The sequence below is a fragment of the Streptomyces sp. cmx-4-9 genome (assembly GCF_046548835.1).
Taxonomy (GTDB): Bacteria; Actinomycetota; Actinomycetes; order Streptomycetales; family Streptomycetaceae; genus Streptomyces.
Genome location: NZ_JAEBEE010000008.1, coordinates 161,058 through 185,529, shown reverse-complemented (window position 1 = coordinate 185,529; position 24,472 = coordinate 161,058). Strand labels below are relative to the sequence as shown.

Genomic DNA, 24,472 nt, shown 5'->3' with positions numbered 1-24,472 from the left:
CGGGTCAGACCGGGAGGCGCAGGGCGGCCAGGACCGGCAGGTGGTCGGTGGCCGCCCGCAGGTCCGCAGGGCGCACTCCGGGCAGGTCCAGGGGGACGCCGCAGCCCAGTACCTGCACCCCGCGCGTCGCGAACACGGCGTCGATGCGCCGGTCGGCGGCCGCCGCGGGAAAGGTCGGTCCGGCGCCCCACGGGGCCGTGGCCCGGCAGTCCTGGAGCTCGGTGGCGAGCCGGGCGAAGGCCGGGCCGTCCGGGGTCTCGTTCAGGTCGCCCGCCGCGACCGCGTACGGCGCGTCCAGGGCGGCGAGGCGGTCCAGCAGCAGCTCCGCCTGGGCGCGGCGCTCCTCGCGCTGGAGCGAGAGGTGCGCGCTGAGCACCCCGGTACGGGCCGCCCCGAAGCGGACCACGGCGGTCGCGAAACCGCGCCGGTGCAGGCCGGGCGTCCGCGGCAGCAGCACGTCCTCAGTGCGTTCCACGAAGGCCCGCAGAGAGCAGAGCAGCAGCGGCCCGGCGGCCGTGGCGCCCCCGCCGAGGACCACGAGGCCGCTCTTCGCGGCCAGCCGCGCCGCGTGCTTGCGCCACCGGAAGAACAGCGGGGCCTCCTGGATGCACACCAGGTCGGGGGCGCACGCCCGGATCACCCGGGCCAGGGCGTCCTCGTCGTCGCGCAGGGAGCGGATGTTGTAGCTGAGCACCCGGATCACGGCGGAGCCGTCGGGCTCCGTCCGGGAGGCCGGCAGCGGGGGCGGCAACTGGTCCATGACGGCACGATACGCAGCTGCCCGCCGCTCCCCAAGGGGCGCGGCGGGCAGTCCCGCTCACGGGTGGGCGGCCGGCTCAGCCCTGGCGCGCCAGGTCCGCCGCGCCGACCAGTCCGGCCTTGCCGCCGAGCTGGGCGGCGAGCACCTGGGCGTGCGGGCGCCAGGCGCCGCCGATCAGCCAGCGCTTGAAGGACTTGCGGATCGGGTCGAGGACGAGGTCGCCCTCGTCGGAGACCCCGCCGCCGACGATGAAGGCCGACGGGTCGAAGAGGGAGGCCAGGTCGGCCAGGCCCGCGCCGGCCCAGCGGGCCAGTTCGCGGAAGGAGTCGACGGCCACCAGGTCGCCCTGCCGGGCGGCCTCGCTGATGTGCTTGCCCTCGATGCCCTCGGGGGTGCCGTCGCCCAGGGACAGCAGGACCGACGCGTTCTCGGGGGTGGCGTTGGCCCGCTGCTTCGCGTACCGCACGAGCGCCCGGCCGGAGGCGTACTGCTCCCAGCAGCCCTGGCTGCCGCAGCCGCACAGCAGGCCGTCGGGGACGACGCGGATGTGGCCGAACTCCGCGGCGACGCCGAAGCGGCCGCGCCGCAGCTTGTTGCCGATGATGATGCCGCCGCCCAGGCCGGTGCCGAGCGTGATGCAGATGACGTCTTCGTGGCCCTGGCCCGCGCCGAAGCGGTACTCGCCCCAGGCGGCGCAGTTCGCGTCGTTCTCGACGACGACCGGCAGGCCGATCCGCTGCTCGACCTTGTCCTTGAGCGGCTCGTGCCGCCAGTTGATGTTCGGCGCGAAGAGCACCGTCGCCCGCTTGTCGTCCACGTATCCGGCGGCGCCGATGCCGACGGCCTCGATGGTGTGGTTGCTGCTGACTTCGGAGACGGCGGCGCAGATCGCGTCCGTCACCCCGTCCGCGGTCGGCGGGGTGGGCACCTTGTACGTCTCAAGGATGGTGCCCTCTTCGTCGACCACGCCGGCCGCGATCTTCGTGCCGCCGATGTCGACGCCGATGGTGAGTCCCATTAGTCCCTCGGTTTCCGGTCAAACCCCGCCACGGCCCACGGTACCCGAGGGAGGGCGCAGTTCAGTCGAGATCGATCCGCTGGGCCGGGCCGTCTCCCGGGTCCTCGCCGCGGGGGTCGCCCGGACCGCCGCCCGGACCCTCGCCCGGACCGTCCTGCGGCCGGTGCGGGTCGGGGCGGCGCGGAGCGGGCGGTGTGTCGCGGGTCCAGCGGCGCTCGTGGCCCTCGACGGCCGAGCGGTAGGCGGCGAGCAGCTCGGACCCCGCCGCCGCCAGGTGGCCGAAGACCTCCGGGTTGCGCTCGACGACGGGCTGGGCGGCGGTCTTCGCCTGGTTGACGAACTGCCGCACGGCGCCCTGGGCGGCGCCGCCGAGGAGCGGGCCGTTCAGGCCCGAGACCTTGTCGGCGACGGCCTCGAACAGCTTGAACAGCTCCTCGGCCGCGGTGCCGGGCTCCCGGCCGCCGCCCTGGCCGCGCCGGCGCTCCTGCTCCGCCGCGAGGTCCTCGGCGCAGGCCCGGGCCCAGGCGTCGTCGTCGGTGGGGCGGTCGGTGGCCTCGCTCATGGCGGACTCTCCTGCGGCAGGTGCGGAGCGTGCGGACGGACTACCTTCGACGGTACCCGAACGGCGGTGGCGGCTCAGGCGCCGTCCCGGCGGGGCCACAGGCCCGGGTCGGGGGTGAAGCGGATCCGGAGCACGCCGTCGGCCAGGCCGGCCCCGGAGACGGTGCAGCGGCGCAGCGCCGCGGGCAGTGCGACGATCCTGCGGTACGGGCCCGCCGTCAGCAGCAGTTCGTCGCCGCGGCGCACCAGGTCGAGGTCGCCCTTGCGGGCGTGGGGCAGGGGGACGGCCCAGACGAGCACCCCGTCCTCGGCGGTCCGGTCCTCGACGGGCCAGGGGCGCCGTTGCGGGGGCGTCCCGGGGGCGAGGGGCCCGCCGGCGGCCCGGGCGGCCAGCTCGGCGAGGTCCTGGAGGCCCTGCGGGTCCCGGCCGAGGTGCGGGAGCCGGCACACGGGGAGCTGCCCGGGCGGGTCCTTCAGGAACTCGTCCTGCTGGGCGGCGAGGGACACGGTCCAGGGGTCGGCGCCGTCGCGGGGCACGAGCCGGTTGGCTACCAGGTCGGCGGTGCCCAGTTCGTACAGGGCCAGTCCGAGCATCCCGGTGCGCAGGGCGTCCGCGGCGGCCGGGCCGGGTTCGGCGACGAGCCGGACCGAGGTGGTGCCGGCCTCGACGACGGCCTGGACCGCGGCGAGCTCCTCGTCCCAGCGGGCGGCGGCCTCGTACAGCCAGGGCGCGGGCATGGGTACGCCGGCCAGCTGGGCGAGTACGGGGCGCAGGGCGCGGGCGGCCTGCCGTTCGGCGGGCAGCAGCCGGGCGAGGTAGCGGCGCAGCTGGGCGGGCAGGGCCAGGGTGGCGAGGGCCTGGTGGAGCGGGGGCAGGTCGACGACGAGCAGGTCGGTGGCCGGCGCGGCGGCGGCCCTGCGCAGGGCGCGCAGCAGGGCGAACTGCGCGGCGCCGGGCAGTTCGGTCAGCTCCTCGGCCCCGAGCGGTCGGGCGCCGAGCATGCCGAGGAGGGCGGAGCCGCGTTCCTGGAGGGCGGCGAACTCCTCGCGGAACCCTGCGCCGGGGTCGACCCGGGCCACCCGGTACCCGCCGGCCACCGGGACGGCCCGCAGTCCGGGCGCGGCCTCGGCGAGGTCCCCGGCCGGCTCGCCGCCGAGGGCGGCATGCGGTTCGCCGGGGTCGGCGGACAGCAGCAGCACGCGGTGCCCGTCCCGGGCGGCGGCGAGGGCGGTGGCGGCGGCCACGGTGCTCCGGCCGGCCCCGCCCGGGCCGCTGATCAGCAGGGTCTGCACGGTCAGCCGGTCGATTCCACGCGCTTCTTCAGGCCCGCCAGGGCGCGGTCGATGATGACCTTCTCGGCCTTGCGCTTGATCATGCCGAGCATCGGGATCTTGACGTCGACGGTCAGTTGGTAGGTGACCTCGGTGCTCCGGCCGCCGTCCAGCGGGGCCAGCCGGTAGGAGCCGTCGAGCTGGCGCAGCATCTGCGACTTGTCCAGGGTCCAGCTGACCTCGTCGGCGCCCTTCCAGGAGTACGCGAGGGTGTGGTCGTCCTTGATGGCGCCGGCGTCGAGCAGCAGGCGGACCTTCTCGGCGCGGCCCTCGGCGTCGGTGGCCAGCACCTCGGCCTCCTTCACCTCGCCGGTCCACTCGGGGTAGCGGGCGAAGTCGGCGATCACGGCCATGACGGCTGCGGGCGCGGCCTCGATGGTGATGCTTGAGCTGGTGTGTTCCGCCATCGCGGTCGCTCCTCCGGGGAAGGGGGCACCTCCCAGCGGTAGCTGGGGGAGTTCGAGGAAATGTGCAGCCTCCGGCCGCCGCGTGAAGGCTACCGCGCGTGCAGAGGTCACCACTCCAGGGCCCAAGGCCTCCCGGTCGCCGCGAAGTGCCCGACGTTCACGCACTCCGTGCCGCCGATCCGCATGCGCTGCACCAGCGGCTGGTGGACGTGGCCGAAGAGGGCGTAGCGGGGGCGGGTGCGGCGGATGGCGGCCAGCAGGGCCTCGCTGCCGCGTTCGAACCGGCGGGCGACCGTGTCGTAGCAGAGCTCGGGGACCTCCGGGGGGATGTGCGAGCACAGCACGTCCACCGCGCCGAGGGCCTCGACCTTGGCGGCGTACTCCTCCACGTCCACTTCGTAGGGGGTGCGCATCGCGGAGGGCAGTCCGCCGCCCACGAAGCCGAAGACCAGGCCGCCGATCTCGGCCCGCTGGCCGTCGAGGACGGTGAGGCCGGGACGGTCAGCGTATTCCGGCCACAGCGCCGGGATGTCGACATTGCCGTAGGTGGCGTACGCGGGGGTGGGGAAGGCGGCGAACATTTCGGCGTACTGGCGGCGTACGGCCTCCTCCACCAGCCGGTCGCGGTCCAGGCCCGCCCAGAGCTGCCGGCCGAAGGCGCGGGCCTCCTCGAAGCGGCGGGCGGTGCGCAGCTCCACGATCCGGTCGGCGGCCCCGACGCCGAACAGGTCGGGGAGGATGCCGCGCGAGTGGTCGGCGTAGTCGAGGAAGAGCACCAGGTCACCGAGGCAGATGAGGGCGTCGGCGCCGTCTTTGGCCCGGGCGAGGGCCTCGGTGTTGCCGTGGACGTCGCTGACGACGTGGACTCGCGTGCGCCTGTTCCTGCCACCCATGCCGACACCCTAGGGGTGTCGGGGGCCGGCGGGTAGGGCGGGTCCTGCCACCGGCCGGACCTGCGGTTACTTCCGAGTCTCGGAGGGGTTCGACTAGGGTCGACGCGATAAGGCCGCGTCATGTGACGCATGGAACATCTGGCCGGTTCCCTCTATCGGAACCCACTACCGGTGGGTAACGTCCGGTCGGTCCACACGGTGGCGATGGCGCCCAGAGGAGCAGCAGTCTTGCGCGAGTTCAGCCTTCCGGCCCTGTACGAGGTCCCGTCGGACGGGAACCTGACGGATCTCATCCGCCGCAACGCCGCTCAGCATCCCGACACGGCCGTCATGGCCCGCAAGGTCGGCGGCGCGTGGCAGGACGTCACCGCGACGGAGTTCCTCGCCGAGGTGCGCGCCGCGGCCAAGGGCCTGATCGCGGCGGGCGTCCGCCCCGGCGACCGGGTCGCGCTGATCTCCCGCACCCGCTACGAGTGGGTGCTGGTCGACTTCGCGATCTGGAGCGCGGGCGCCGTCACCGTCCCCGTGTACGAGACCAGCTCCCCCGAGCAGGTCCAGTGGATCCTCGGCGACTCCGGCTCGGTGGCCGTGGTCGTCGAGAGCGCCGGGCACAGCGCGGTGGTGGAGGCCCTGCGCGACCGCCTGCCGGAGCTGCGCGAGGTCTGGGAGCTGGACCGGGGCGCCCTGGCGGAGCTGAAGGCCGCGGGCGAGGGCGTCACCGACGCCGAGCTCGACGAGCGCAGCACCCTCGCGGGCGCCGACGACCCGGCCACCATCGTCTACACCTCGGGCACCACCGGCCGTCCCAAGGGCTGCGTGCTGACCCACCGCAACTTCTTCGCGGAGTGCGGCAACGCGGTGGAGCGCCTGAGCCCGCTGTTCAAGACCGGCGAGTGCTCGGTGCTCCTGTTCCTGCCGGCCGCGCACGTCTTCGGCCGCCTGGTGGAGGTGGCGGCCGTGCTGGCGCCGATCCGGCTGGGCTGCGTACCGGACATCAAGAACCTCACCGAGGAACTCCAGTCCTTCCGCCCCACCTTGATCCTCGGTGTCCCCCGGGTCTTCGAGAAGGTCTACAACTCGGCCCGCGCCAAGGCGCAGGCCGAGGGCAAGGGCCGGATCTTCGACGCGGCGGCCGAGACGGCCATCGCGTACAGCCGGGCGCTGGACACCCCGCGCGGGCCGTCCTTCGGGCTGAAGCTCAAGCACAAGCTCTTCACCAAGCTGGTCTACAGCAAACTGCACGCCGTCCTCGGCGGCCGCGGCGAGTACGCGATCTCCGGCGGCGCCCCGCTGGGCGAGCGCCTCGGCCACTTCTTCCGCGGCATCGGGTTCACGGTGCTGGAGGGCTACGGACTGACCGAGTCCTGTGCGGCGACCACCTTCAACCCGTGGGACAAGCAGAAGATCGGTACGGTCGGGCAGCCCATGCCGGGCTCCGTGGTGCGCATCGCGGACGACGGCGAGGTCCTGCTGCACGGCGAGCAGATCTTCACCGGGTACTGGAAGAACGAGACGGCGACCGCCGAGGCGCTGACCGACGGCTGGTTCCACACCGGTGACGTCGGCACCCTCGACGAGGACGGCTACCTCACCATCACGGGCCGCAAGAAGGAGCTCATCGTCACGGCCGGCGGCAAGAACGTCGCCCCTGCCGTGATCGAGGACCGGATCCGGGCGCACGCGCTGGTCGCGGAGTGCATGGTGGTGGGCGACGGGCGGCCGTTCGTGGCCGCGCTGGTCACCGTCGACGAGGAGTTCCTCGGCCGGTGGGCGGCCGACAACGGGAAGCCGGCCGGGGTCACGGCAGCGGAGCTGCGCGAGGACCCGGAGCTGATCGCCGCGGTGCAGAAGGCCGTCGACGAGGGCAACGCCGCGGTGTCCAAGGCGGAATCGGTGCGGAAATTCCGCATCCTCGGCTCCCAGTTCACCGAGGAGTCAGGGCACATCACGCCGTCGCTGAAGCTGAAGCGCAACGTGGTGGCGAAGGACTTCGCGGACGAGATCGAAGCGCTCTACCGCGGCTGACGCCGCGGGCGGGCGAAGGAGAGCACGGCTACCGGCGCGGGTCCTCGGCGAGGATCCGCGCCATGGTGCGTTCGGCGAGGGCCGTGATCGTCACGAACGGGTTCACCCCGAGCGAGCCGGGCACCAGCGAGCCGTCGACCACGTACAGCCCCTGGTACCCCTTGGCCCGGCCGTACGCGTCGGTGGCCTCGCCGAGGACGCAGCCGCCCAGCGGGTGGTAGGTGAAGTCGTCGGCGAAGGCCCGGTTGCCCCCGAACAGGTCGTGGCGGTAGACGGTGACGTTCCGCCGGTTGATGCGGTCGAAGAGGTTCTTCGCCGCGTCGACCGAGGGAGTGTTCTGCTCCCGGCGCCAGTTCAGGCGGGCCGCGTCGGTGGCCGCGTCATAGGTGAAGTGCCCGCGCTCCGGGTTCCTGGTGATCGCCAGGTACATGGAGATCCAGTGCTCGATGCCCATGGGGAGCGGGGCGATCTCGGCGAAGACCGGGTGCGAGGGGTTGTCCCAGTCGTCGATGCCCATCGCCGGCATGGTGGCCTGGTCGGCGCCGACGGTGTCCCACAGGTGGTTGGCGCGGGCGGTCATGACGTTGCCGTTGGGCCCCCAGCCGAGCCCGACCGCCTCACTGAGCGCGGGCAGCGCCCCCGTCTCGCGGGCCCGGAGCAGGATCTCGGTCGTCCCGAGGCTGCCCGCGCCCAGGAAGAGCTGCCTGCAGCCGAGTTCGCGGACCCGGGTGACCTTCCCGGCGAGGTCGATGGTGCGCACGGTCAGCACGTACCCGCCGGCCGGGTCCTGGCGTACGGCGACCACCCGCTGCAGCGTCTCGATGGTGACGTTGCCGGTGCCGAGGGCGGCCGCGAGGTAGGTCTTGTCCAGGCTCTTCTTCCCGTGGTTGTTGCCGTAGATGACCTCTCCGGCGAGCGCCGACCGGGGGGCGGCGCCGGCCGCCTCGCGTTCCATGTGCGCGAAGTCGTAGACGTTGGGGACGAACACGGTCTTCAGGCCGGTGTTCCGCGCGTGCTTGCGGGAGATGCGGGCGAAGCGGTACCAGGGCGTGGACTCGAACCAGGCCGGGTCGATGTCGTTGACCCCGAGCATGGCGCGGGCGCGGGGGAAGTAGGTGCCGTACATCTCGTCGGCGTCGACCCGGGGCAGCACCTCGGAGAAGTACGAGCGGCGGGGCGTGGGCGCCATGCCGCCGTTGACGAGCGATCCGCCGCCGACGCCCCGGCCGACGTACACGGACATGTCGCCGTGGTGCACGCGGTCCAGGACGCCGGGGTACGGGCTGATGTTCCGGTTGACCACGTCGAGCCAGAGGAACTGGGCGAGGGGCGCCTCGGTGCGGGTGCGGAACCACATCGAGCGGTGGTCGGGGGCGGAGGTGGCGGGGAAGACCTTGCCGTCGGGCCCGGGGGTGTTCCAGAGCCGGCCCATTTCGAGGACGACGGTCCGTACGCCCGCCTGGCCCAGGCGCAGGGCGGCGACGGCCGCGCCGTAGCCGGAGCCGACGACGATCGCGGGGGCGTACGGGGCGGCGGGGGGCTCCACCGCGGCGGCGGATTCCGCGCCGATCCGGGTGAATCCGAGGGCGGCGGCGGTCTGGAGGGCGCCGAGACCCAGAAGGTGACGGCGCGTCAGGTTGGGTGTCATGGGCGCATCATGGGCGGAATCCGCCCCTCCACCCATACGGCGCACCGCCAGACATCCGAGGCACAGTCAGCCGTGGCTCCCCGGCCCCGGCCGGAGCCGGGGGCCGGGAGCCGGAGCCGGGGGCCGGGGGCCGGGGGCCGGGGGGTTGGGCACGCCCCTCGCGTCAGAGCAGCGCGCGCAGGCGGTCCGCCAGGAGGTCCCAGCGCCACTGCTCCTCGACCCAGGCGCGGCCGCGCCCGCCCATCCGCTCGCGCAGCCCCGGATCCTGCAGCAGGACGGCGATCCGGTCCGCCGCCTCCTCGGGCTCGCCGCCCCGTACGACCCAGCCCGTCTCGCCGTCCAGGACGGCGTCCGGCGCACCGCCGGAGTCACCCGCGACCACCGGCAGGCCCGTCGCCGACGCCTCCAGGTACACGATGCCGAGCCCTTCCACGTCCAGGCCGCCGCGCCGGGTCCGGCACGGCATGGCGAAGACGTCCCCGGCCCCGTGGTGGGCGGGCAGCTGCGACCACGGGACCGCGCCCGTGAAGACCACCGAGTCCGCGACCCCCGTGGCCGCGGCCAGCGCCCGCAGGTCCGCCTCGTACGGCCCGCCGCCCACGACCAGCAGCACCGCGTCCGGCACCGATGCCAGGATCCGCGGCATGGCCGCGATCAGCGTGTCCTGCCCCTTGCGGGGGACGAGGCGGGACACGCACACCGACACCGGCCGGTCGGCCAGTCCGAGCCGCGCCCGGACGTCCGCGCCGCCCGACCCCGGGTGGAAGCTCTTCTCGTCGACCCCCGGCGGGAGGTGCACCATCCGCGCCGCCGCCCGGTCCGTCAGCGCCGGGGCGATCCGCGACCGGGTGTACTCCCCCAGGTAGGTCAGGGTGTCCGTGCCCTCTCCGATCCGCCGCAGCAGCTGCCGCGCGCCCGGCAGCTGCGCCCAGCCCGCCTCGTGCCCGTGCGTGGTCGCCACGATCCGCCGGGCACCCGCCCGGCGCAGCGCCGGACCCATCAGCCCGAGCGGGGCCGCGGCCCCGAACCACACGGACTCGCAGCCGTGTTCGCGCAGCAGCCCCACCGCCCGCCGCGTCACGCGCGGGGTCGGCAGCAGCATCGTCGTACGGTCGCGCACCACGGTGAAGGGCTGCTCGGCGTCGAAGGCGGCAGTGGCCGCGCGGCCCTCCTCGCCGTGCTTCCAGGTGGAGGCGTAGACGACGATCCGGTCGGGATCCAGCCGCAGCGCCATGTTGTGCAGGAAGGCCTGGATGCCGCCGGGGCGCGGCGGGAAGTCGTTGGTCACGATCAGCGTCTTGTGCATCGCCTGCCAACGTACCGGACGGACTCAGCCCAGCTGCGCCCGCAGGGCCTCCTGCCAGGCCCGGGTGAAGGCGTCCGGATCCATTCCCAGGGACCCCTCCAGCGCCGTCGGCCACGCCTCGCGGCCCGCCCGTCCGTACAGGTCCGCCAGTGCCTCCTCGCCCCACCGGTCCGCGACCAGCCGGCAGGCGAGCCAGGCCCCCTCGTACGCCCGGGCCAGCGCCTGCGGATCACCGCCGAAGGCGAAGGCCTCCGTCCCGGGGAGGGCGGCGGGCAGGGCGCCGCGGCGGACCTCCCGGGCCAGCGCGGGGGCGCCCTGCGCGGGGGTGGTGGGCGTGCCGCGGTAGGCCGCCCAGTCCGCGAACCCCTCGGAGAGCCACAGCGGGGTGGTCGCTGTGGTCGCCACCCGGGTGGCGACGTGGGTGGCCTCGTGGGTCAGCACCACGCGCCGGCCCTCCGCACTCAGCGCGGCGTACCCCTCCGGGTTGACCACCACCCGGTCGGCGGGGGCCGGCGCGGAGCCGACCCGGCCCGTGGTGACGGCGCCCAGGCCGCGGTAGGCGTCAGCGGGGCGGCCCAGCAGCTCCGCCATGGCCTCCAGCGAGCCGGGGACCAGCACCACGACCCGGCCCGCCCAGGGGCGCGGCCAAGCCGCACTCACCGCGGGCACGGCCCGGTCCGCCTCGGCGGCGACCGCCGCGAGGTCCCCCCGGCCGGCGGCGCCGAGCACCAGCGCGCGCTCCCCGCGTACGGCCTCCACCGGGCCCTGGTCCCACAGCTGCGGCAGCGCCCCGGGGGCCGGCCGGTCGGACCGGACCTGCCAGCCGCCGCCGTCCTCGGCCAGGGCGAGCTCCCGCTCGCCGCCGGCGGGCGCCGCGTCGTAGCCGGTCAGCCGGTAGTCCAGCCGGGCCCGCACCGAGGCCCGCGGGCCGTCCCGGCGCACCGAGAGGACCTCGTAGGACCAGCCCTCCAGCGGGAGCCCGGCGAGCCGACCGGGCGGCCGCGCGGACCAGTGCACCACGGCCTGCCGCACCGCCCGCTCGGCGGCCGCGGCCGGCGGGCGCCCGCCGCCGCACCCGGCCGCCAGGAGGCAGAGGCACAGCAGGAGCGGCAGGGCGCGTACGGCGCGGGGACCCGGGAGCACCCGCCGATCGTACGCACGGCCCGGGCGGGTCCGGGGCGGGTCAGGGCCTGGTCACGGAGGACACCGGCATCATCCCGACCGGGTCGTAGCGCACCCGGGCCCCCGGGTAGGGGGCGTGCACCACCTGGCCGTTGCCCACGTACATGCCGACGTGGCTGGCGTCCGAGCGGTACGTGACCAGGTCCCCGGGCCGTGCCTGCGACAGCGGGACCTGGCGGCCGGCGTGCCGCTGGGCCTGCGAGGTCCGCGGCAGCGAGACGCCCGCCTGCCGGTAGGACCACACCATGAGCCCCGAGCAGTCGAAGCCGGACGGGCCGGTCGAGCCCCAGACGTACGGCTTGCCGACCGCGGCCCGGGCGGCCATCACGGCGGTCGCGGCGCGCCCCGAGGAGGCGCCCGCGCCCGCGGCCGACAGGTCGGGCAGCTCGTCGGCGCGGCCGCCGGAGCGCGAGGCGCGCTCGAAGTCGGCCCGCTCCTCGGACGGCATCGCGTTGAGCAGCCGCCGGGCGGCCGCCAGCTTCGCCGTCACCGCCCGCTTGTGCCGGGCCACGTCGGCCCGCAGCGCGTCGAGTTCGGCGAGCCTGCGGGAGGCTTCGCGGCGCTCCTGGCCCAGCCGGCGCTGCTCCTCGCGGAGTTCGTCCAGCTGCCGGGCCTGGCGGCCGGTGAGGCGGTCCAGTACGGCGGCCCGCTCCAGGTAGTCGTCGGGGTCCTCGGCGAGCATCAGGGCGACGGTGGGGTCGATGCCGCCGCTGCGGTACTGGGCTCCGGCGAAGGTGCCGAGGACGCCCCGCATGGTGTTGATGCGGTCCTGGCCGCGGGCCACCGCGTCCTGGGCCCGGCCGACTTCGGCGCGGAGCCGGTCGGCCTTCTCGCCCGCCTCGTTGAAGCGTTCGGTGGCCTGCTCGGCCTCCTCGAAGAGGCGGTCGACCTGGGCGCGGGCGGCGCCCGCGGGCTCGTACGGCAGGCCGGGGGCGGCGCCCGCGGGGGCGCCGGCCATGACGACGGCGGCGCCGGCCGCCGCGGCGGTGAGGACGGTGACCTTGGTGTTCCGGTCGGGGCCGCTGAGCCCGGTCCGGCGATGGGACGCCACGTGGAACCGCTCCCTTCCGCTGCGCGGGGCCCGGGGCCGTCCACCGTGGACGGCCGTGTGCCGGGTTGCGCGCTGGCAGACAGTAACCGCAGCGCTACGCACCGGCCAACGACCTCCGACGGCCGCACACGGCGACGCCCCGCTGGAGACGCAGGTCACCGGCGGGGCGTGCGGTCGGGGCGCGGCCCGGTAATTCGCCCGGATGGGCGGCTTGCGGCGCGTCCCCGGCCGGGGGTGCGGAAGGGGGAGGGGGTCAGATGCGGACGCCGAACTGGAACGGCATGTTGTCCATCGACTCGTACTTGATGCCGCCGCGCGGGTTGGAGGCGTGCAGCGTCATGTTGTTGCCCGCGTACAGGCCCACGTGGTGCAGGTCCCCGTAGAAGAAGACCAGGTCGCCGGGCTGGAGTTCGCTGCGGCTGACGCGCCGGCCCTCTTCCGCCTGGGTGTAGGTGGTGCGGGTGATGGTGACGCCGGCCTGCTTGTAGGCCCACTGGGTGAGCCCGGAGCAGTCGTAGGCGCTGGGGCCGGTGGCACCCATGACGTAGGCGGAGCCGAGCTTCGTCTTCGCGGCGGCGAGGGCGGCTCCGGCGCGGCCGGAGGCCTTCACGTCGCCGAGGTCGACGCGGTCGCCGGCGCTGCGGCTGGCGCGGGACTCCTCCTCCTTGAGCTGCGTGCGCTCCTGGGCCGTCAGGGTGTTGAGCAGGGCCTGGGCCTCGCCGAGCTTGTCCTGCGCGACCTTCTTCTTCTCGCCCAGCTCCTTGCGGGTGGCGTCGAGGTCGGCGAGCTTGCCGGCGGCTTCCTGGCGCTGCTGCGCGAGGCTGCGCTGCTTGCCCTGGATCTTCTGGACCGCCTCGACCTGCTTGCCGCTCAAGTGCTCCAGGGTGGAGGCCTTGTCGAGGTAGCTGTCGGGGTCCGCGGAGAGGAACAGGGAGAGGGACTGGTCGATGCCGCCGTTGCGGTACTGCGCGCTGGCCATCGAACCGAGCCCGTTGCGCAGCTCGTTGAGGTCGCCCTGGCCGCGGGCGACCTGGTCCTGGAGCTGGGCTATCTCCTTTTCGAGCTTCTCCTGGCGCTCCTTGGCCCCGTTGAACTTCTCGGTGGCCTGCTCCGCCTCTTCGTAGAGCGCGTCGACCTGGGACTTGACCTCGTCCTTGCCCGGCTTGGCCGGGGCGGCGGAAGCGCCCTGGGCGGAGAGGGCGACGGCCGCGGCCGCGGTCGCGGTGAGGACGGTCACGCGCGTGCGGTTCGGCTGCTTGGGTCGACGGTGGGACGCCACGAAGGCGAGCTCCTTCTTCCTCGAACCGCCGAGGAACGCAACTCGGCAGCACCTCCGCTGCCACCCCGAATGGGTGATCTACCGCACGAAGGTTTGAGCAGACCCTAGTGACCGAGCTGTGATCAGTTCAAATCCTGCCGGGCAAAAAATCGCCGCCCCACCAGCTTCTTTACCTTCAGCGCACGCTCCGTGCGGGGCAGTTGACGGTGCGTCCTCCACAGGTCCTGCCAATTCCGACATCAGGCACAGGAGTTACGAAACACGCGAAAGCCGCTTCAGCAGCAAGGCGGACGCCACCGGCCTCGCCCCGGCCTTGGCCACCCCGTCGGCGACCTCCCGGTCCGTGGAGACCACGACCACCGGCCGGCCGGACGGTTCGGCGCGCACCAGCTGGCGGATCAGCTCGTCCGCCGTCACCCCGGCCTTGGAGAACAGCACCCGCACCCCCCGCGGGGGCGCCAGCAGCACCGGGGCCGCCAGTTCCGCCCCGTCGAACACGCAGGTCATCTCGGCGCCCGTCTGCGCGGCCAGCATCGACAGCCCGCCCAGCAGCCGCAGCCGCTGCTTCTCCAGCGGCATCGTCGGATAGCCGGTCTTGGTCACGTTGTAGCCGTCGACCACCAGATGGGCCTGCGGCAGCGCCAACAGCTGGTCCAGCAGCGCCGGATCGGTCTCGGACAGGGCCCGGGCCGCAATGTCCTTCGGCGTCATCCGGCCCGGCTCCACCGCCTCCACGGTGTCCGCGGGACGGGTCGACACCGGCGGCAGGGCCAGCTCGCGGCGCAGCCCCTGCGCCGCGTCCAGCACGGTGTCCAGCAGCAGCCGCAGCCGCATGTCCTCGATGCTGCGCCCCTCGCGGGTGGCCCGGCGCGAGGTCTCCAGCGCCGTCTCCACCTCCGCGAGGCGGGACCTGAGCCGCCGGCTCTCGCTCTCGGCGGCCGCCACCCGGGTCGCGGCGTCCTGCCGGATCCCGTCGACCTCCGCGTTCAGCTTGCGCAGGGCCGCCTCGCCGCGCTTGACGTCGCTGAGGGCGCTGCGCAGTTTGCGCTGGAGCGATTCGGCTTCCTTGCGGGCCCCTTCCAGCTCGGCCCGCACCTGCTCGCCGCCCGTGCGCTGCAGGTCCCGTACGTGGTCCAGCTCCTCGCGGAGCCGGTCCAGCTCGCGGCGGGTCTCCTCGCCCACCCGCTCGGCGTCCGCGCGCTGCGCCTCCTCGCCCGCGGCCGCGACCAGCTTCACCCAGCCGGCCGGGCGCAGCACGTAGGCGGCGGCCGCCACGTCCAGCGGGTCCGCGGCGGCGGGCGGCGCACCGGCCTCCACCGCCCCGGCGAGGTCCACCTGGGCCTCGCGCAGCTTCTCGGCGACCCGCCCGCGGAACACGGGGTCGGTCTCCACCGCCGCGGCCATGGCGGTGCCCGCGAACTTGGCGCGCCGGGTCGGGGTGAACCGGGCGTACTGGCGCAGCTGCGCCGGGAGGTCCGCGACCGTCAGCCCGCCGAAGGCGTCCGAGACGAGCGCGACGACCCGGCGCCGCACGCCTTCCGGCAGCGGGCGGTCGAGCACCTCGGCGGCGTCGCCGGCCGCGTCGGCCGGCTCAGCGCCGCTTGCTGGCTCCACAATCCGTCACCCCTACCGTGATCTACCTGTGGGCGCTCCTCCCTCAGGAGTCCGCGCCCGGCCTGTCCACGAGCTCGATCTGGTCCACTGCATTGCACCAGCGGCAGCGGACCGACTCGATGGTCTCATTGACCACCTCGCGCTCCTCGACCTTGGGCTCCCCGGCGAGGTCCAGGTGGACGTACTCCACGACCTTCGACGAACGGGTGACGTCGAAGCGCGTGAGGTTGCCGCACAGGGTGCAGCGCCACCGGGTGGTGTCGGTCGGCAGGGGAACCGTCATCAGGCCGCTCTCTCCTTCGTAGCTCTTTCAATTAAAGCCGTCCGCGGGGCCGTATGCGTCGCTCCGGGACCGCAGCTCGTAACCCTACGGCCTGCCACCGCTTCAGGTGGGCCCCGTTGAGTCATGCTCGGTCGCATGATCGTAAGGTGGCGGGCCGTCCGCGAGGCCGCGCGGGGACCGGTGGTCACCCGCGCGCTGATCGCCGGCTGCTGTGTGGTGTTCGTCCTCGGTCCCGCCTCGGGTCTCAACCCGGCCTACGGGACCGGCGAAAGCCTGCTGTCCGCCGGGACGGCGTACTTCCGGCGGTGGGGCGTGGTCCCGGACGAGCTCTTCACGGGCGCCCCGCGCGCCTGGCTCACCCCGCTGACGGCCCTGTTCGTCCACGGGAGCTGGCTGCACCTGCTCGGCAACATGCTCTTCCTCCACGTCTTCGGCGCGATGACGGAGGAGCGGATGGGCCGGCCGGCCTTCCTGGCTTTCTACGTCTGTACGGGCTACCTGGCGCTGGCGGCCTACGCGGCGGCCAACGCCGGGTCCGACCAGACGCTGGTCGGGGCCTCGGGGGCGATCTCCGCGGTGCTGGGCGCCTTCCTGTGCCTGCTCCCGCGGGCGCGGGTGACGAGCCTGTTCCCCTTCTTGTTCTTCCTGCCGCTGCGGTTCCCCGCGTGGATGGTGCTGCTGTTCTGGTTCGCCCTGCAGGGGGTGGCCGCGCAGCGCGCGGAGAGCGGCCCGGGGGTGGCCTACCTGGCCCACCTGGTGGGCTTCTCCCTCGGCTTCGCCTACGCCTGGGTGCGGTACCGGGGTACGACTAGAGTGAGGCGACCAGCGACGGCCACCGAGGGAGACAGCCAGCCGTGATCACCGCGATCGTGCTCATCAAGACCAGCGTGGACCGCATCCCCGAGATCGCCGAGTCCATCGCCGCGCTGGACAGTGTCAGCGAGGTCTACTCCGTCACGGGCACGTACGACCTCATCGCGCTGGTCCGCGTGGCCCGCCACGAGAACCTGGCGGACATCATCCCCGGCCGCATCAGCAAGATCCCGGGCGTCGAGGCCACGGACACCCACGTGGCCTTCCGCACCTATTCGCAGCACGACCTGGAAGCCGCCTTCGCCATCGGCCTGGACGCCTGACCCCGGCCCCGCCCGGGGGACCCGCCCGGCGGCGGCCGGGGGGTCGAGGCGCGGGGCGCGGGGCGCCGGGTCAGACGGCCGGGACGCAGCGGCCCTCTTCGGTGCGGTACTGCCACTTCGCGCCGTCCGCGACGAGCTCCTTCACGGCGCGGACGAACCGCTCCACGTGCTCGTCCGGCGTCCCCGCACCGAAACTGACCCGGATCGCATTCAGCGAGCGCTCCCCCGGCGCGGCCTCCGGCGCACCGCACTCCCCCTGGGCCTGCGGCTCGCTCCCGAGCAGGGTGCGCACCAGCGGGTGGGCGCAGAACAGCCCGTCGCGCACGCCGATGCCGTACTCCGCGGACAGGGCCGCCGCGAAGTGCGAGCTGTTCCAGCCGTCCACGACGAAGGAGATGACCCCGACCCGCGGCGCGTCGTCCCCGAACAGGGACAGCACGCGGACCGCCGGGACCTCGGCGAGGCCCTCGCGGACCGTCGCGACGAGGTGGTCCTCCCGGGCGACGAGGCGGTCGAAGCCGGCCTCCTGGAGGGCCTTGCAGGCGGAGGCGATGGCGTACACGCCGATGACGTTGGGCGAGCCGGCCTCGTGGCGGGCGGCCGTGGTGTGCCACTCGACGTCGACGCCGCCGTCCTCGCGCCGGGCGACCTTGCGGGAGGCGCCGCCGCCCGCGAGGTACGGCTCGGCCTCCTGCAGCCAGTCCGCGCGGCCGGCCAGGACGCCCGAGCCGAAGGGGGCGTACAGCTTGTGCCCGGAGAAGGCGACCCAGTCCACGTCCAGCTCGCGGACCGAGACGGGGTGGTGCGGGACGAGCTGGGCGGCGTCCAGGACGATCCGGGCGCCGTGGGCGTGCGCGGCGGCGGCCAGTTCCCGTACGGGCCACAGTTCGCCGGTGACGTTGGAGGCGCCGGTGACGCACACCAGGGCCGGCCCGTGGGGCTCCCGGGCGGCCAGCGCCCGCTCCAGGGTGGCGACGGCCTCGTCCGGGGTCCGCGGGGCGTTCAGGTAGCTGACGCGGGCGCTGGTCCACGGCAGCAGCGAGGCGTGGTGCTCGGTCTCGAAGACGAAGACCTGGCAGTCGGCGGGGAGCGCGGCGGCGAGCAGGTTGAGGGAGTCGGTGGTGGAGCGGGTGAAGACCACCTGGTCCTCGGGACGGCAGTCGAGGAAGCCGGCGACCGTGGCCCGGCTCTGCTCGAAGAGGTCGGTGGAGAGCTGGGAGAGGTAGCCGGCCCCGCGGTGCACGCTGCCGTAGTAGGGGGCGTAGGCGGCCACGTCGTCCCAGACCCGCTGGAGGGCGGGGGCGCTGGCCGCGTAGTCCAGGGCCGCGTAGGTGACCTCGCCGCCGGTCACCAGGGGGACGGTGACGTCCCGGCCGAGCACCGGCAGCGGCTGCGTGCAGGCCGGGTCGGCGGCGGTCCCGCCGCAGGCGGGGGCGGAGGCGGCGGGTGCGGTGGCGGGGTTCAGGGATGCGGACATGGCGGTATCTCCCGGCAGGCAGGGGTGAATGGCTTCGGTGTACCCGTACGCGGGTACGGCTCTGCGGCCGTCCGGGGTACGGGGAGGTCCTCGGGACGTACGGGGGCGCACGGAAGCGGCCCTGTTCCGAGGGTGAAGAAGGGGCGGAGTCGCCCTATCGCATTCGCTTGCTCACGGAAAACGCTCCTCGAGAGACCAGGACCCCTGGAATCGAGGGATCCGCGCTTGCCGTGGACCTCGCTGCCCACGGCCTGGTCATCACCCGGGGCACCCCGCCACGGAAGGAGGGTTGCCGGACAGCAAGCCGGGGCCTGAACGCTGTCACTCGTGACCTGGTCTGCATCCTGCCACACGACGGCCCCGGCGCGAGACCCCGGTCCGCATGGCGGAACGGGGCCTTGGCCGAAAGCCGCGGGGTCAGGCGTTGCTGGCCGCCACCCAGCGGTCCAGCGCCGCCCGAGCCGCGCCGGAGTCGACGGACTCCGCCGCCCGGGCGATGCCGGCGCGGATCTGCTCCTCCAGGGAGCCGGGGCCCGGGTCGAGGGCCACGAGCGCGGCCGCGGAGTTCAGCAGGACCGCGTCGCGCACCGGGCCGGTCTCGCCGGCCAGCAGCCGGCGGGCGACGTCCGCGTTGCAGGCGGGGTCGCCGCCGCGCAGCGCCTCCACGCCGACCAGGCCGATGCCGACGTCCCGCGGGTCGAAGGGGTGCTCCTCCACCTTGCCCTCGCGGACCCACCACACCCGCGAGGTCGCCGTGGTGGTGAGTTCGTCGAGGCCGTCGTCGCCGCGGAACACCAGGGCCGAGGAGCCGCGTTCGGCCAGGACGCCCGCGACGATGGGCGCCACGCGCGGGTCGGCCACACCGGTCGCCTGGGCGCGTACCCGCGCCGGGTTGGTCAGCGGGCCCAGGAAGTTGAACAGGGTCCGGATGCCCAGCTCCCTGCGGGCCGCGGCCACGTGCCGCAGGGCCGGGTGGAACTTGACCGCGAAGCAGAAGGTGATCCCGGCCTCCTCGGCGACCCGCGCCACCGCCTGGGGGGTGAGGTCGAGGTTGACGCCGAGCTGCTCCAGGACGTCGGAGGAGCCGCTGGCGGAGGATGCGGCGCGGTTGCCGTGCTTGACCACCTTCGCGCCCGTGCCGGCCACGACGATCGCCGACATCGTCGAGATGTTCACCGTCTTGGCCCCGTCGCCGCCGGTGCCGACGATGTCCACCGTGCGGCCCGGCACCTCGATCAGGTTGGCGTGCTCGTACATGCTCCCGACGAGCCCGCTGATCTCCTCGACGGTCTCGCCCTTGGCGCGCAGCGCCACCACGAAGCCGGCGATCTGGGCGTCGGTGGCCTCGCCCAGCATGATCTTGTCCATGGCCCAGGCGGTTTCCTCGGCGCGCAGGTTCCGGCCGCCCAGCAGGGCGTCGAGGACCCCCGGCCAGCCACGGGCCGCCACGCTGTCGCCGCCTGCCGGGGTCGCCACGTTCATGGTCCGCTCCTGCTGCTCGTGGGGGTTCCACGTCGAATGGGAAGGGGCTCCAGCCTATCCAGCGCCGGAGGCGGCAAAGAGCCCCGTCCAGACACTGGACGGGGCTCCTGCCGTGGCGACACCAGGACTGACCGAAATCAGTCCCTCCTGCGGTGGTGCGGGGATCAGTGGTGGCCGTGGCCGCTCTGGATCTCCTTGTACTCCTCCGCCGTGGGCTTCGGAATCTGGTTGTTCTCCGCGTAGAAGCCCTTGCTCAGCTTCGCGCGCAGCTTCTCCGTGGCCTTCACCTTGCGCTCGACACCGTTCTCGTCGACCGTCGGGCCGATCTCGACCGGCTGGTACTGCTCGTGCGAGGTGAGGGTGTGCAGCTTGCCCTGCGACAGCGGCTCGTGGACCTCGACGAACTCACCGTGCGGCAGGCGCTTGATGACGCCGGTCTCGCGACCGTGCAGCACCTTGTCCCGGTCCCGGCGCTGGAGGCCGAGGCAGATCCGCTTGGTGACGATGAAGGCGACGACCGGGACGACGAAGAAGCCGATCCGGACGAACCAGGTGATCGAGTTGATCGAGAGGTGGAAGTACTGCGCGAACATGTCGTTTCCACCGCCGATCAGCAGCACCATGTACTCGGCCAGGTAGGCGACACCGAAGGCCGTGCGGGTCGGGACGTTGCGCGGGCGGTCCAGGATGTGGTGCTCGCGCTTGTCCCCGGTGATCCAGGACTCGATGAACGGCCAGGCGGCGATCGAGCACAGCACCAGCGGGAAGAGCAGCAGCGGGATGAACACGCCCAGGACGAGCGTGTGGCCCCACAGGTTGATCTCCCAGCCGGGCATGGCGCGGACCAGGCCTTCCGGCATGCCCATGTACCAGTCGGGCTGCGCACCGGTGGACACGTGGTCCGGGCGGTACGGGCCCAGGGCCCAGATCGGGTTGATCGTGGCGATCGCCGCGATGGCGGTGATCACACCGAAGACCAGGAAGAAGAAGCCTCCGGCCTTGGCGGTGTAGACCGGCAGCAGCGGCGTGCCGACGACGTTGTTGTTCGTCTTGCCCGGGCCCGCGAACTGGGTGTGCTTGTGCACCCAGACCAGGGTCAGGTGCGCGACGACCAGGCCGATCATGATGCCGGGCAGCAGCAGGATGTGGAACGAGTAGAACCGGGCGACGAAGTCGCCGCCGGGGAACTCGCCGCCGTACAGGAAGAACGACAGGTACGTGCCGACGACCGGCACGGACAGGATCGCGCCCTCCATGAAGCGGACGCCGGTGCCCGAGAGCAGGTCGTCCGGCAGGGAGTAGCCGGTGAAGCCGGTGAACATGCCGATGAACAGCAGCGAGAAGCCGAACAGCCAGTTGATCTCGCGCGGCTTGCGGAACGCGCCGGTGAAGAAGACGCGCATCATGTGCACGATCATCGCGGCGATGAAGATCAGGGCCGCCCAGTGGTGGATCTGCCGGATGAGCAGACCGCCGCGGACGTCGAAGCTGATGTGCAGGGTGGAGGCGTAGGCCTCCGACATCTGCACGCCCTGCATGGGCACGTACGAGCCGTGGTACACGACCTCGTTCATGCTCGGGTGGAAGAACATCGTCAGGTAGGTACCCGTGAGGATGATGACGATGAAGCTGTAGAGGCAGATCTCGCCCAGCATGAAGGACCAGTGGTCCGGGAAGATCTTGCGCATGCTGTTCTTGGCCATGCTGTAGATGCCCAGGCGGCCGTCCACCCAGTCAGCTACGCGTTCGCCGGCCGGCGCTTGGCGCCCAGTGTCAGTGGCGGTGCTCATCCGCGCTCCCAGAAGGCAGGACCGACGGGCTCGTCGAAGTCGCCGAGCGCTTCGAGGAAGCCTTCGTCATTCACGCCGATCCGCAGCTGCGGAAGCGCGTGACCGGCCGGGCCGAAAATGACACGGGCGCCGTCGGAGAGGTCGAAGGTGGACTGGTGGCACGGGCAGAGCACGTGGTGCGTCTGCTGCTCGTACAGGCTGATCGGACAGCCGACGTGGGTGCAGATCTTGGAGTAGGCCACGATCCCGTCGTGGGACCACTCCAGTTCCTTCTTGTCCTTGATGTCCTCCGGCTGGATGCGGACGATCATCAGGGCGGCCTTGGCGATCTGCGTCTGGAAGTCGTGCTGGTCCTCCTCCAGGCCTTCCGGCCGGACGAAGGTCAGCGAACCGACGAGCACGTCCTCGGGACGCAGCGGCTCATTGGTGTTGTCGTTGATCAGCAGCTTGCCCTTGGCCCACAGGGTCTTGCGCAGCTTCTTCTCGGGCAGCGGGCCCAGGTCGCGCAGGATGACGACGCCGGAGAGCGGCACCAGGGCCAGCGCGCCGAGCATCGTGTTGCGGATCAGGGGGCGGCGGGCGATCGTCGACTCGTCCGTGCCGGCCTTGAAGTCGGCGAGGACCTTGGCCTTCACCTCGGGGGAGGCCCCCATGGCGTGCCGCTCGTCGGCGATCTCCACGTCGGACATCAGGGTGCGGGCCCAGTGGACCGCGCCCGCGCCGATGAGGAAGAGCGCCAGGCCCAGCGTGAGGCCCAGGCTGAAGTTGAGCGCGCTCACCTTCCCGATGGGGAAGATGTACACGATCTTGTCGACCGGGATGGTCACGAAGGCGGCGATGAAGCCGATCGTGGCCAGCATCGACAGGGTGAACATCAGGGCCACGGCGCGCTCGGAGCGCTTGGCGGCCGCCTCGTCGATGTCCTGGATGCGCGGCCGGTGGGCCGGCATGCCCGGGTCGGCGAACGGATCGTCCGCGACCGCTACGGCACCGTGGTGCGCGTCGCCCTGCTCGCTCGGCAGGTGCTTCTCTTCGGGAATGTCTTGGCTACTCATGACTTCTTGGCCTTAGCGGTGTGGGCCGCGACCCAGATGGCGACAGCGATCAGCGCACCGAGACCGAAGATCCAGCCGAACAGACCCTCGGAGACGGGGCCGAGGCCACCGAGCTTGAGACCACCGGGGTTCGTCGACTTGTCGCCGTTCACGTTCTGGAGGTACGCGATGATGTCCTTCTTCTCCTTCTCCGGCATGGTCGTGTCCGGGAAGGAGGGCATGTTCTGCGGGCCGGTGAGCATGGCCTCGTAGATGACCTTGGGCTCGACGTCCTCGAGGTTCGGGGCGTACTTGCCGTTCGTCAGCGCGCCGCCCTCGCCGGTGAAGTTGTGGCACTGCGCGCAGTTGTTGCGGAACAGCACACCACCGTTGGCGATGTCGGCGCCGGCCGGGTCGTACTGGCTCGCCTTGGGGACGCTCGGGCCCGCGCCCAGGGACGCGATGTACGCGGCCAGCTGGTCGATCTGCTCCTGGGAGTAGACCACGGGCTTCTTGGGGATCTGCGCGCCGGGCTGCTGGGCGGGCATACGGCCCGTGCTCACCTGGAAGTCGACGGCTGCGGCGCCGACGCCGACCAGGCTCGGGCCGTCAGTGGAACCCTGACCGCCGGTTCCGTGGCAGCTTGCGCAGCCCACGGCATAGAGCTTCTTGCCCTCCTCGATGGCGAGGGACTGGGCGGTTTCATCGGCCTGCGCCTTGCCTGCGGGCGCGAAGGCGGCGTACAGCCCCCCAGTGGCCGCCAGCGCGAGGAGTAGAACGACGACCGCCGCCAGCGGATGGCGTCGTCGTGCGGAGAGCTTTTTCACGGATTACCCCGGTGTCAGGATCTTCTGCGTCGGTGTGTCTGGATGGAGTGCCGGGTCCTGCCCGGCGACGTGTTCGCTACTTGATCAGGTAGATCGTTGCGAAGAGGCCGATCCAGACGACGTCGACGAAGTGCCAGTAGTAGGACACGACGATGGCCGACGTGGCCTGTTCGTGGGTGAACCTCTTGGCCGCGTACGTCCGGCCGAGGACCAGCAGGAAGGCGATGAGACCACCCGTCACGTGCAGACCGTGGAAGCCGGTGGTCAGGTAGAACACCGAGCCGTACGGACCGGACGAGAGGCTCATGCCCTCGTGCTTGACCAGCTCGGTGTACTCGAACACCTGGCCGCCAATGAAGATCGCACCCATGACGAACGTGATGATGAACCACGATCGGAGCTTCTTCACGTCACCCCGCTCGGCGGCGAACACGCCGAGCTGGCAGGTGAGCGAGGAAAGCACCAGGATCGTGGTGTTCGTCGCCGAGAAGGGCAGATTCAAGGCCGAGGCCTGCTCTGTCCAGTACTCGGCGCCCGTCACGGATCGCAGGGTGAAGTACATCGCGAAGAGGGCCGCGAAGAACATCAGCTCGGAACTCAACCAGATGATGGTTCCGACGCTGACGAGGTTCGGCCTGTTGACCGTCGGGTGCGCGTGCCCGGTATCTACTGTCGTTGCTGTCGCCACGACCGACATTATGTCGGTCGCTTATCCCGCCCTCACCCTGGGGGGTGCCGTTCGGAGTGTCCGGGGCGTGTGCAAGGCCCGAACGGCCCATCCCGGCGGCCCCCGGAGCGCCTGGTCGATGCTGTCCGAACCGATGTTGACACCGGGTCGGACGGAGTAGCATCCGCGCATCAGGAGCGTGATTCACGGCCACGTGGAGGAACGAAATGCGGGCGACTGCGCGGGTTCTGGTCTACAGCGACGACGCGGGCACCCGGGAGCAGGTGCGGCTGGCGGCCGGTCGCAGGCCGGCCGCCGACCTGCCCCCGGTGGAGTTCCTGGAGTGCGCGACCCTTCCGGCGGTCCTGTCGGAGCTGGACGCGGGCGGCATCGACGCCTGCATCCTGGACGGCGAGGCGGTTCCGGCCGGGGGCATGGGCGTGTGCCGGCAGATCAAGGACGAGGTCTTCCGCTGCCCGCCGGTGCTGCTGCTGATGGGACGGCCGCAGGACGCCTGGCTGGCGACGTGGAGCCGCGCCGACGCGGCCGTCACTCTTCCGGTGGACCCGGTGGAGTTCGCCGAGGCCCTGGCGCGCCTTCTGCGGACCCGGCTGTCCCTGGACGCCTGAGCACCGCGTCCGCAGGCCGCGGGGCGCTCCTGGGGGCTGCCGGGGCCCTCGGGCCGGGACGGCGTGGCGGC

The 24,472-nt window shown here is 72.8% G+C and carries 23 protein-coding genes and 1 riboswitch; of the genes, 4 read left to right on the top strand and 19 right to left on the bottom strand.

The genetic code is table 11. From position 1 onward, the window contains the following. Positions 1-4: 4 nt before the first annotated feature. The 6 genes from ACLJTM_RS25015 to ACLJTM_RS24990 all read right to left on the bottom strand — a co-directional run bounded on the left by ACLJTM_RS25015 (position 5) and on the right by ACLJTM_RS24990 (position 4,971). The gene (locus ACLJTM_RS25015) at positions 5-760 is read right to left on the bottom strand and encodes an endonuclease/exonuclease/phosphatase family protein (RefSeq protein WP_411105959.1); all 756 of its coding nucleotides are present in this window, start codon (positions 758-760) and stop codon (positions 5-7) included. Between the two features lie 76 nt (positions 761-836). Continuing rightward, positions 837-1,778, bottom strand: coding sequence for an ROK family glucokinase (locus ACLJTM_RS25010; protein ID WP_411105958.1), 942 nt, complete (start codon positions 1,776-1,778; stop codon positions 837-839). 61 nt (positions 1,779-1,839) lie between these two features. Continuing rightward, entirely contained in the window at positions 1,840-2,340 is a 501-nt protein-coding gene (locus ACLJTM_RS25005) for a DUF5304 domain-containing protein (protein ID WP_411105957.1), read from the bottom strand. Between the two features lie 74 nt (positions 2,341-2,414). Then, positions 2,415-3,632, bottom strand: a complete 1,218-nt coding sequence (locus ACLJTM_RS25000) for an ArsA family ATPase (RefSeq protein ID WP_411105956.1) — start codon at positions 3,630-3,632, stop codon at positions 2,415-2,417. Positions 3,633-3,634: 2 nt separating this feature from the next. Beyond that, positions 3,635-4,078 carry an SRPBCC family protein gene (locus ACLJTM_RS24995; RefSeq protein ID WP_411105955.1) on the bottom strand — a complete coding sequence of 148 codons (444 nt, stop codon included), beginning with the start codon at positions 4,076-4,078 and terminating at the stop codon, positions 3,635-3,637. A gap of 107 nt (positions 4,079-4,185) precedes the next feature. Then, positions 4,186-4,971, bottom strand: coding sequence for a metallophosphoesterase family protein (locus tag ACLJTM_RS24990; RefSeq protein ID WP_411105954.1), 786 nt, complete (start codon positions 4,969-4,971; stop codon positions 4,186-4,188). A 228-nt stretch (positions 4,972-5,199) separates the two neighbouring features. Here ACLJTM_RS24990 and ACLJTM_RS24985 point away from each other — a divergent pair, with 228 nt between their 5' ends. Then, the gene (locus ACLJTM_RS24985) at positions 5,200-6,996 is read left to right on the top strand and encodes an AMP-dependent synthetase/ligase (RefSeq protein WP_411105953.1); all 1,797 of its coding nucleotides are present in this window, start codon (positions 5,200-5,202) and stop codon (positions 6,994-6,996) included. A 28-nt stretch (positions 6,997-7,024) separates the two neighbouring features. On the opposite strand, the gene ACLJTM_RS24980 is transcribed toward ACLJTM_RS24985, so the two are convergent. From ACLJTM_RS24980 to ACLJTM_RS24950, 7 genes are all read right to left on the bottom strand, one after another. Then, positions 7,025-8,644: a GMC oxidoreductase gene (locus tag ACLJTM_RS24980; RefSeq protein WP_411105952.1), complete on the bottom strand. Its 1,620-nt coding sequence runs from the start codon at positions 8,642-8,644 to the stop codon at positions 7,025-7,027. Between the two features lie 163 nt (positions 8,645-8,807). Continuing rightward, positions 8,808-9,950, bottom strand: coding sequence for a glycosyltransferase family 4 protein (locus ACLJTM_RS24975; RefSeq protein WP_411105951.1), 1,143 nt, complete (start codon positions 9,948-9,950; stop codon positions 8,808-8,810). A gap of 24 nt (positions 9,951-9,974) precedes the next feature. After that, positions 9,975-11,093 carry a hypothetical protein gene (locus ACLJTM_RS24970; RefSeq protein ID WP_411105950.1) on the bottom strand — a complete coding sequence of 373 codons (1,119 nt, stop codon included), beginning with the start codon at positions 11,091-11,093 and terminating at the stop codon, positions 9,975-9,977. 40 nt (positions 11,094-11,133) lie between these two features. Continuing rightward, positions 11,134-12,183: an NlpC/P60 family protein gene (locus ACLJTM_RS24965; RefSeq protein WP_411105949.1), complete on the bottom strand. Its 1,050-nt coding sequence runs from the start codon at positions 12,181-12,183 to the stop codon at positions 11,134-11,136. 253 nt (positions 12,184-12,436) lie between these two features. Beyond that, a complete protein-coding gene (locus ACLJTM_RS24960) occupies positions 12,437-13,462 on the bottom strand; it encodes an NlpC/P60 family protein (RefSeq protein ID WP_411105948.1) in 1,026 nt (341 codons plus the stop codon). 252 nt (positions 13,463-13,714) lie between these two features. Continuing rightward, complete coding sequence (locus ACLJTM_RS24955; RefSeq protein WP_411106248.1) at positions 13,715-15,079, bottom strand: NYN domain-containing protein; 1,365 nt, start codon at positions 15,077-15,079, stop codon at positions 13,715-13,717. A gap of 40 nt (positions 15,080-15,119) precedes the next feature. Beyond that, positions 15,120-15,359, bottom strand: a complete 240-nt coding sequence (locus ACLJTM_RS24950; protein ID WP_008738811.1) for a hypothetical protein — start codon at positions 15,357-15,359, stop codon at positions 15,120-15,122. A 135-nt stretch (positions 15,360-15,494) separates the two neighbouring features. On the opposite strand from ACLJTM_RS24950, the gene ACLJTM_RS24945 reads away from it, so the two are divergent. Both ACLJTM_RS24945 and ACLJTM_RS24940 read left to right on the top strand, forming a co-directional pair. Then, positions 15,495-16,217, top strand: a complete 723-nt coding sequence (locus ACLJTM_RS24945; RefSeq protein ID WP_411105947.1) for a rhomboid family intramembrane serine protease — start codon at positions 15,495-15,497, stop codon at positions 16,215-16,217. Beyond that, complete coding sequence (locus tag ACLJTM_RS24940) at positions 16,214-16,495, top strand: Lrp/AsnC family transcriptional regulator (protein ID WP_008738815.1); 282 nt, start codon at positions 16,214-16,216, stop codon at positions 16,493-16,495. Before ACLJTM_RS24945 ends, ACLJTM_RS24940 begins: the two co-directional genes overlap by 4 nt. Positions 16,496-16,565: 70 nt before the next feature. Here ACLJTM_RS24940 and ACLJTM_RS24935 read toward each other — a convergent pair whose 3' ends face one another. From ACLJTM_RS24935 to ACLJTM_RS24910, 6 genes are all read right to left on the bottom strand, one after another. Then, entirely contained in the window at positions 16,566-17,972 is a 1,407-nt protein-coding gene (locus ACLJTM_RS24935) for an aminotransferase class V-fold PLP-dependent enzyme (RefSeq protein WP_411105946.1), read from the bottom strand. 216 nt (positions 17,973-18,188) lie between these two features. Next, positions 18,189-18,305, bottom strand: a riboswitch (SAM riboswitch). Between the two features lie 84 nt (positions 18,306-18,389). Beyond that, a complete protein-coding gene (gene trpD, locus ACLJTM_RS24930) occupies positions 18,390-19,454 on the bottom strand; it encodes an anthranilate phosphoribosyltransferase (protein WP_411105945.1) in 1,065 nt (354 codons plus the stop codon). Between the two features lie 164 nt (positions 19,455-19,618). Further along, a complete protein-coding gene (locus tag ACLJTM_RS24925) occupies positions 19,619-21,244 on the bottom strand; it encodes a cytochrome b (protein WP_411105944.1) in 1,626 nt (541 codons plus the stop codon). After that, positions 21,241-22,299, bottom strand: coding sequence for a Rieske 2Fe-2S domain-containing protein (locus ACLJTM_RS24920; protein WP_411105943.1), 1,059 nt, complete (start codon positions 22,297-22,299; stop codon positions 21,241-21,243). Before ACLJTM_RS24920 ends, ACLJTM_RS24925 begins: the two co-directional genes overlap by 4 nt. Beyond that, positions 22,296-23,105, bottom strand: a complete 810-nt coding sequence (locus tag ACLJTM_RS24915) for a c-type cytochrome (protein WP_411105942.1) — start codon at positions 23,103-23,105, stop codon at positions 22,296-22,298. The genes ACLJTM_RS24920 and ACLJTM_RS24915 overlap by 4 nt, the downstream gene beginning before the upstream one ends. A 76-nt stretch (positions 23,106-23,181) precedes the next feature. After that, complete coding sequence (locus ACLJTM_RS24910; RefSeq protein ID WP_281204606.1) at positions 23,182-23,802, bottom strand: heme-copper oxidase subunit III; 621 nt, start codon at positions 23,800-23,802, stop codon at positions 23,182-23,184. Positions 23,803-23,999: 197 nt separating this feature from the next. Between ACLJTM_RS24910 and ACLJTM_RS24905 the strand changes: the two genes are divergently transcribed. Beyond that, entirely contained in the window at positions 24,000-24,401 is a 402-nt protein-coding gene (locus ACLJTM_RS24905; protein ID WP_411105941.1) for a hypothetical protein, read from the top strand. Positions 24,402-24,472 lie beyond the last annotated feature (71 nt).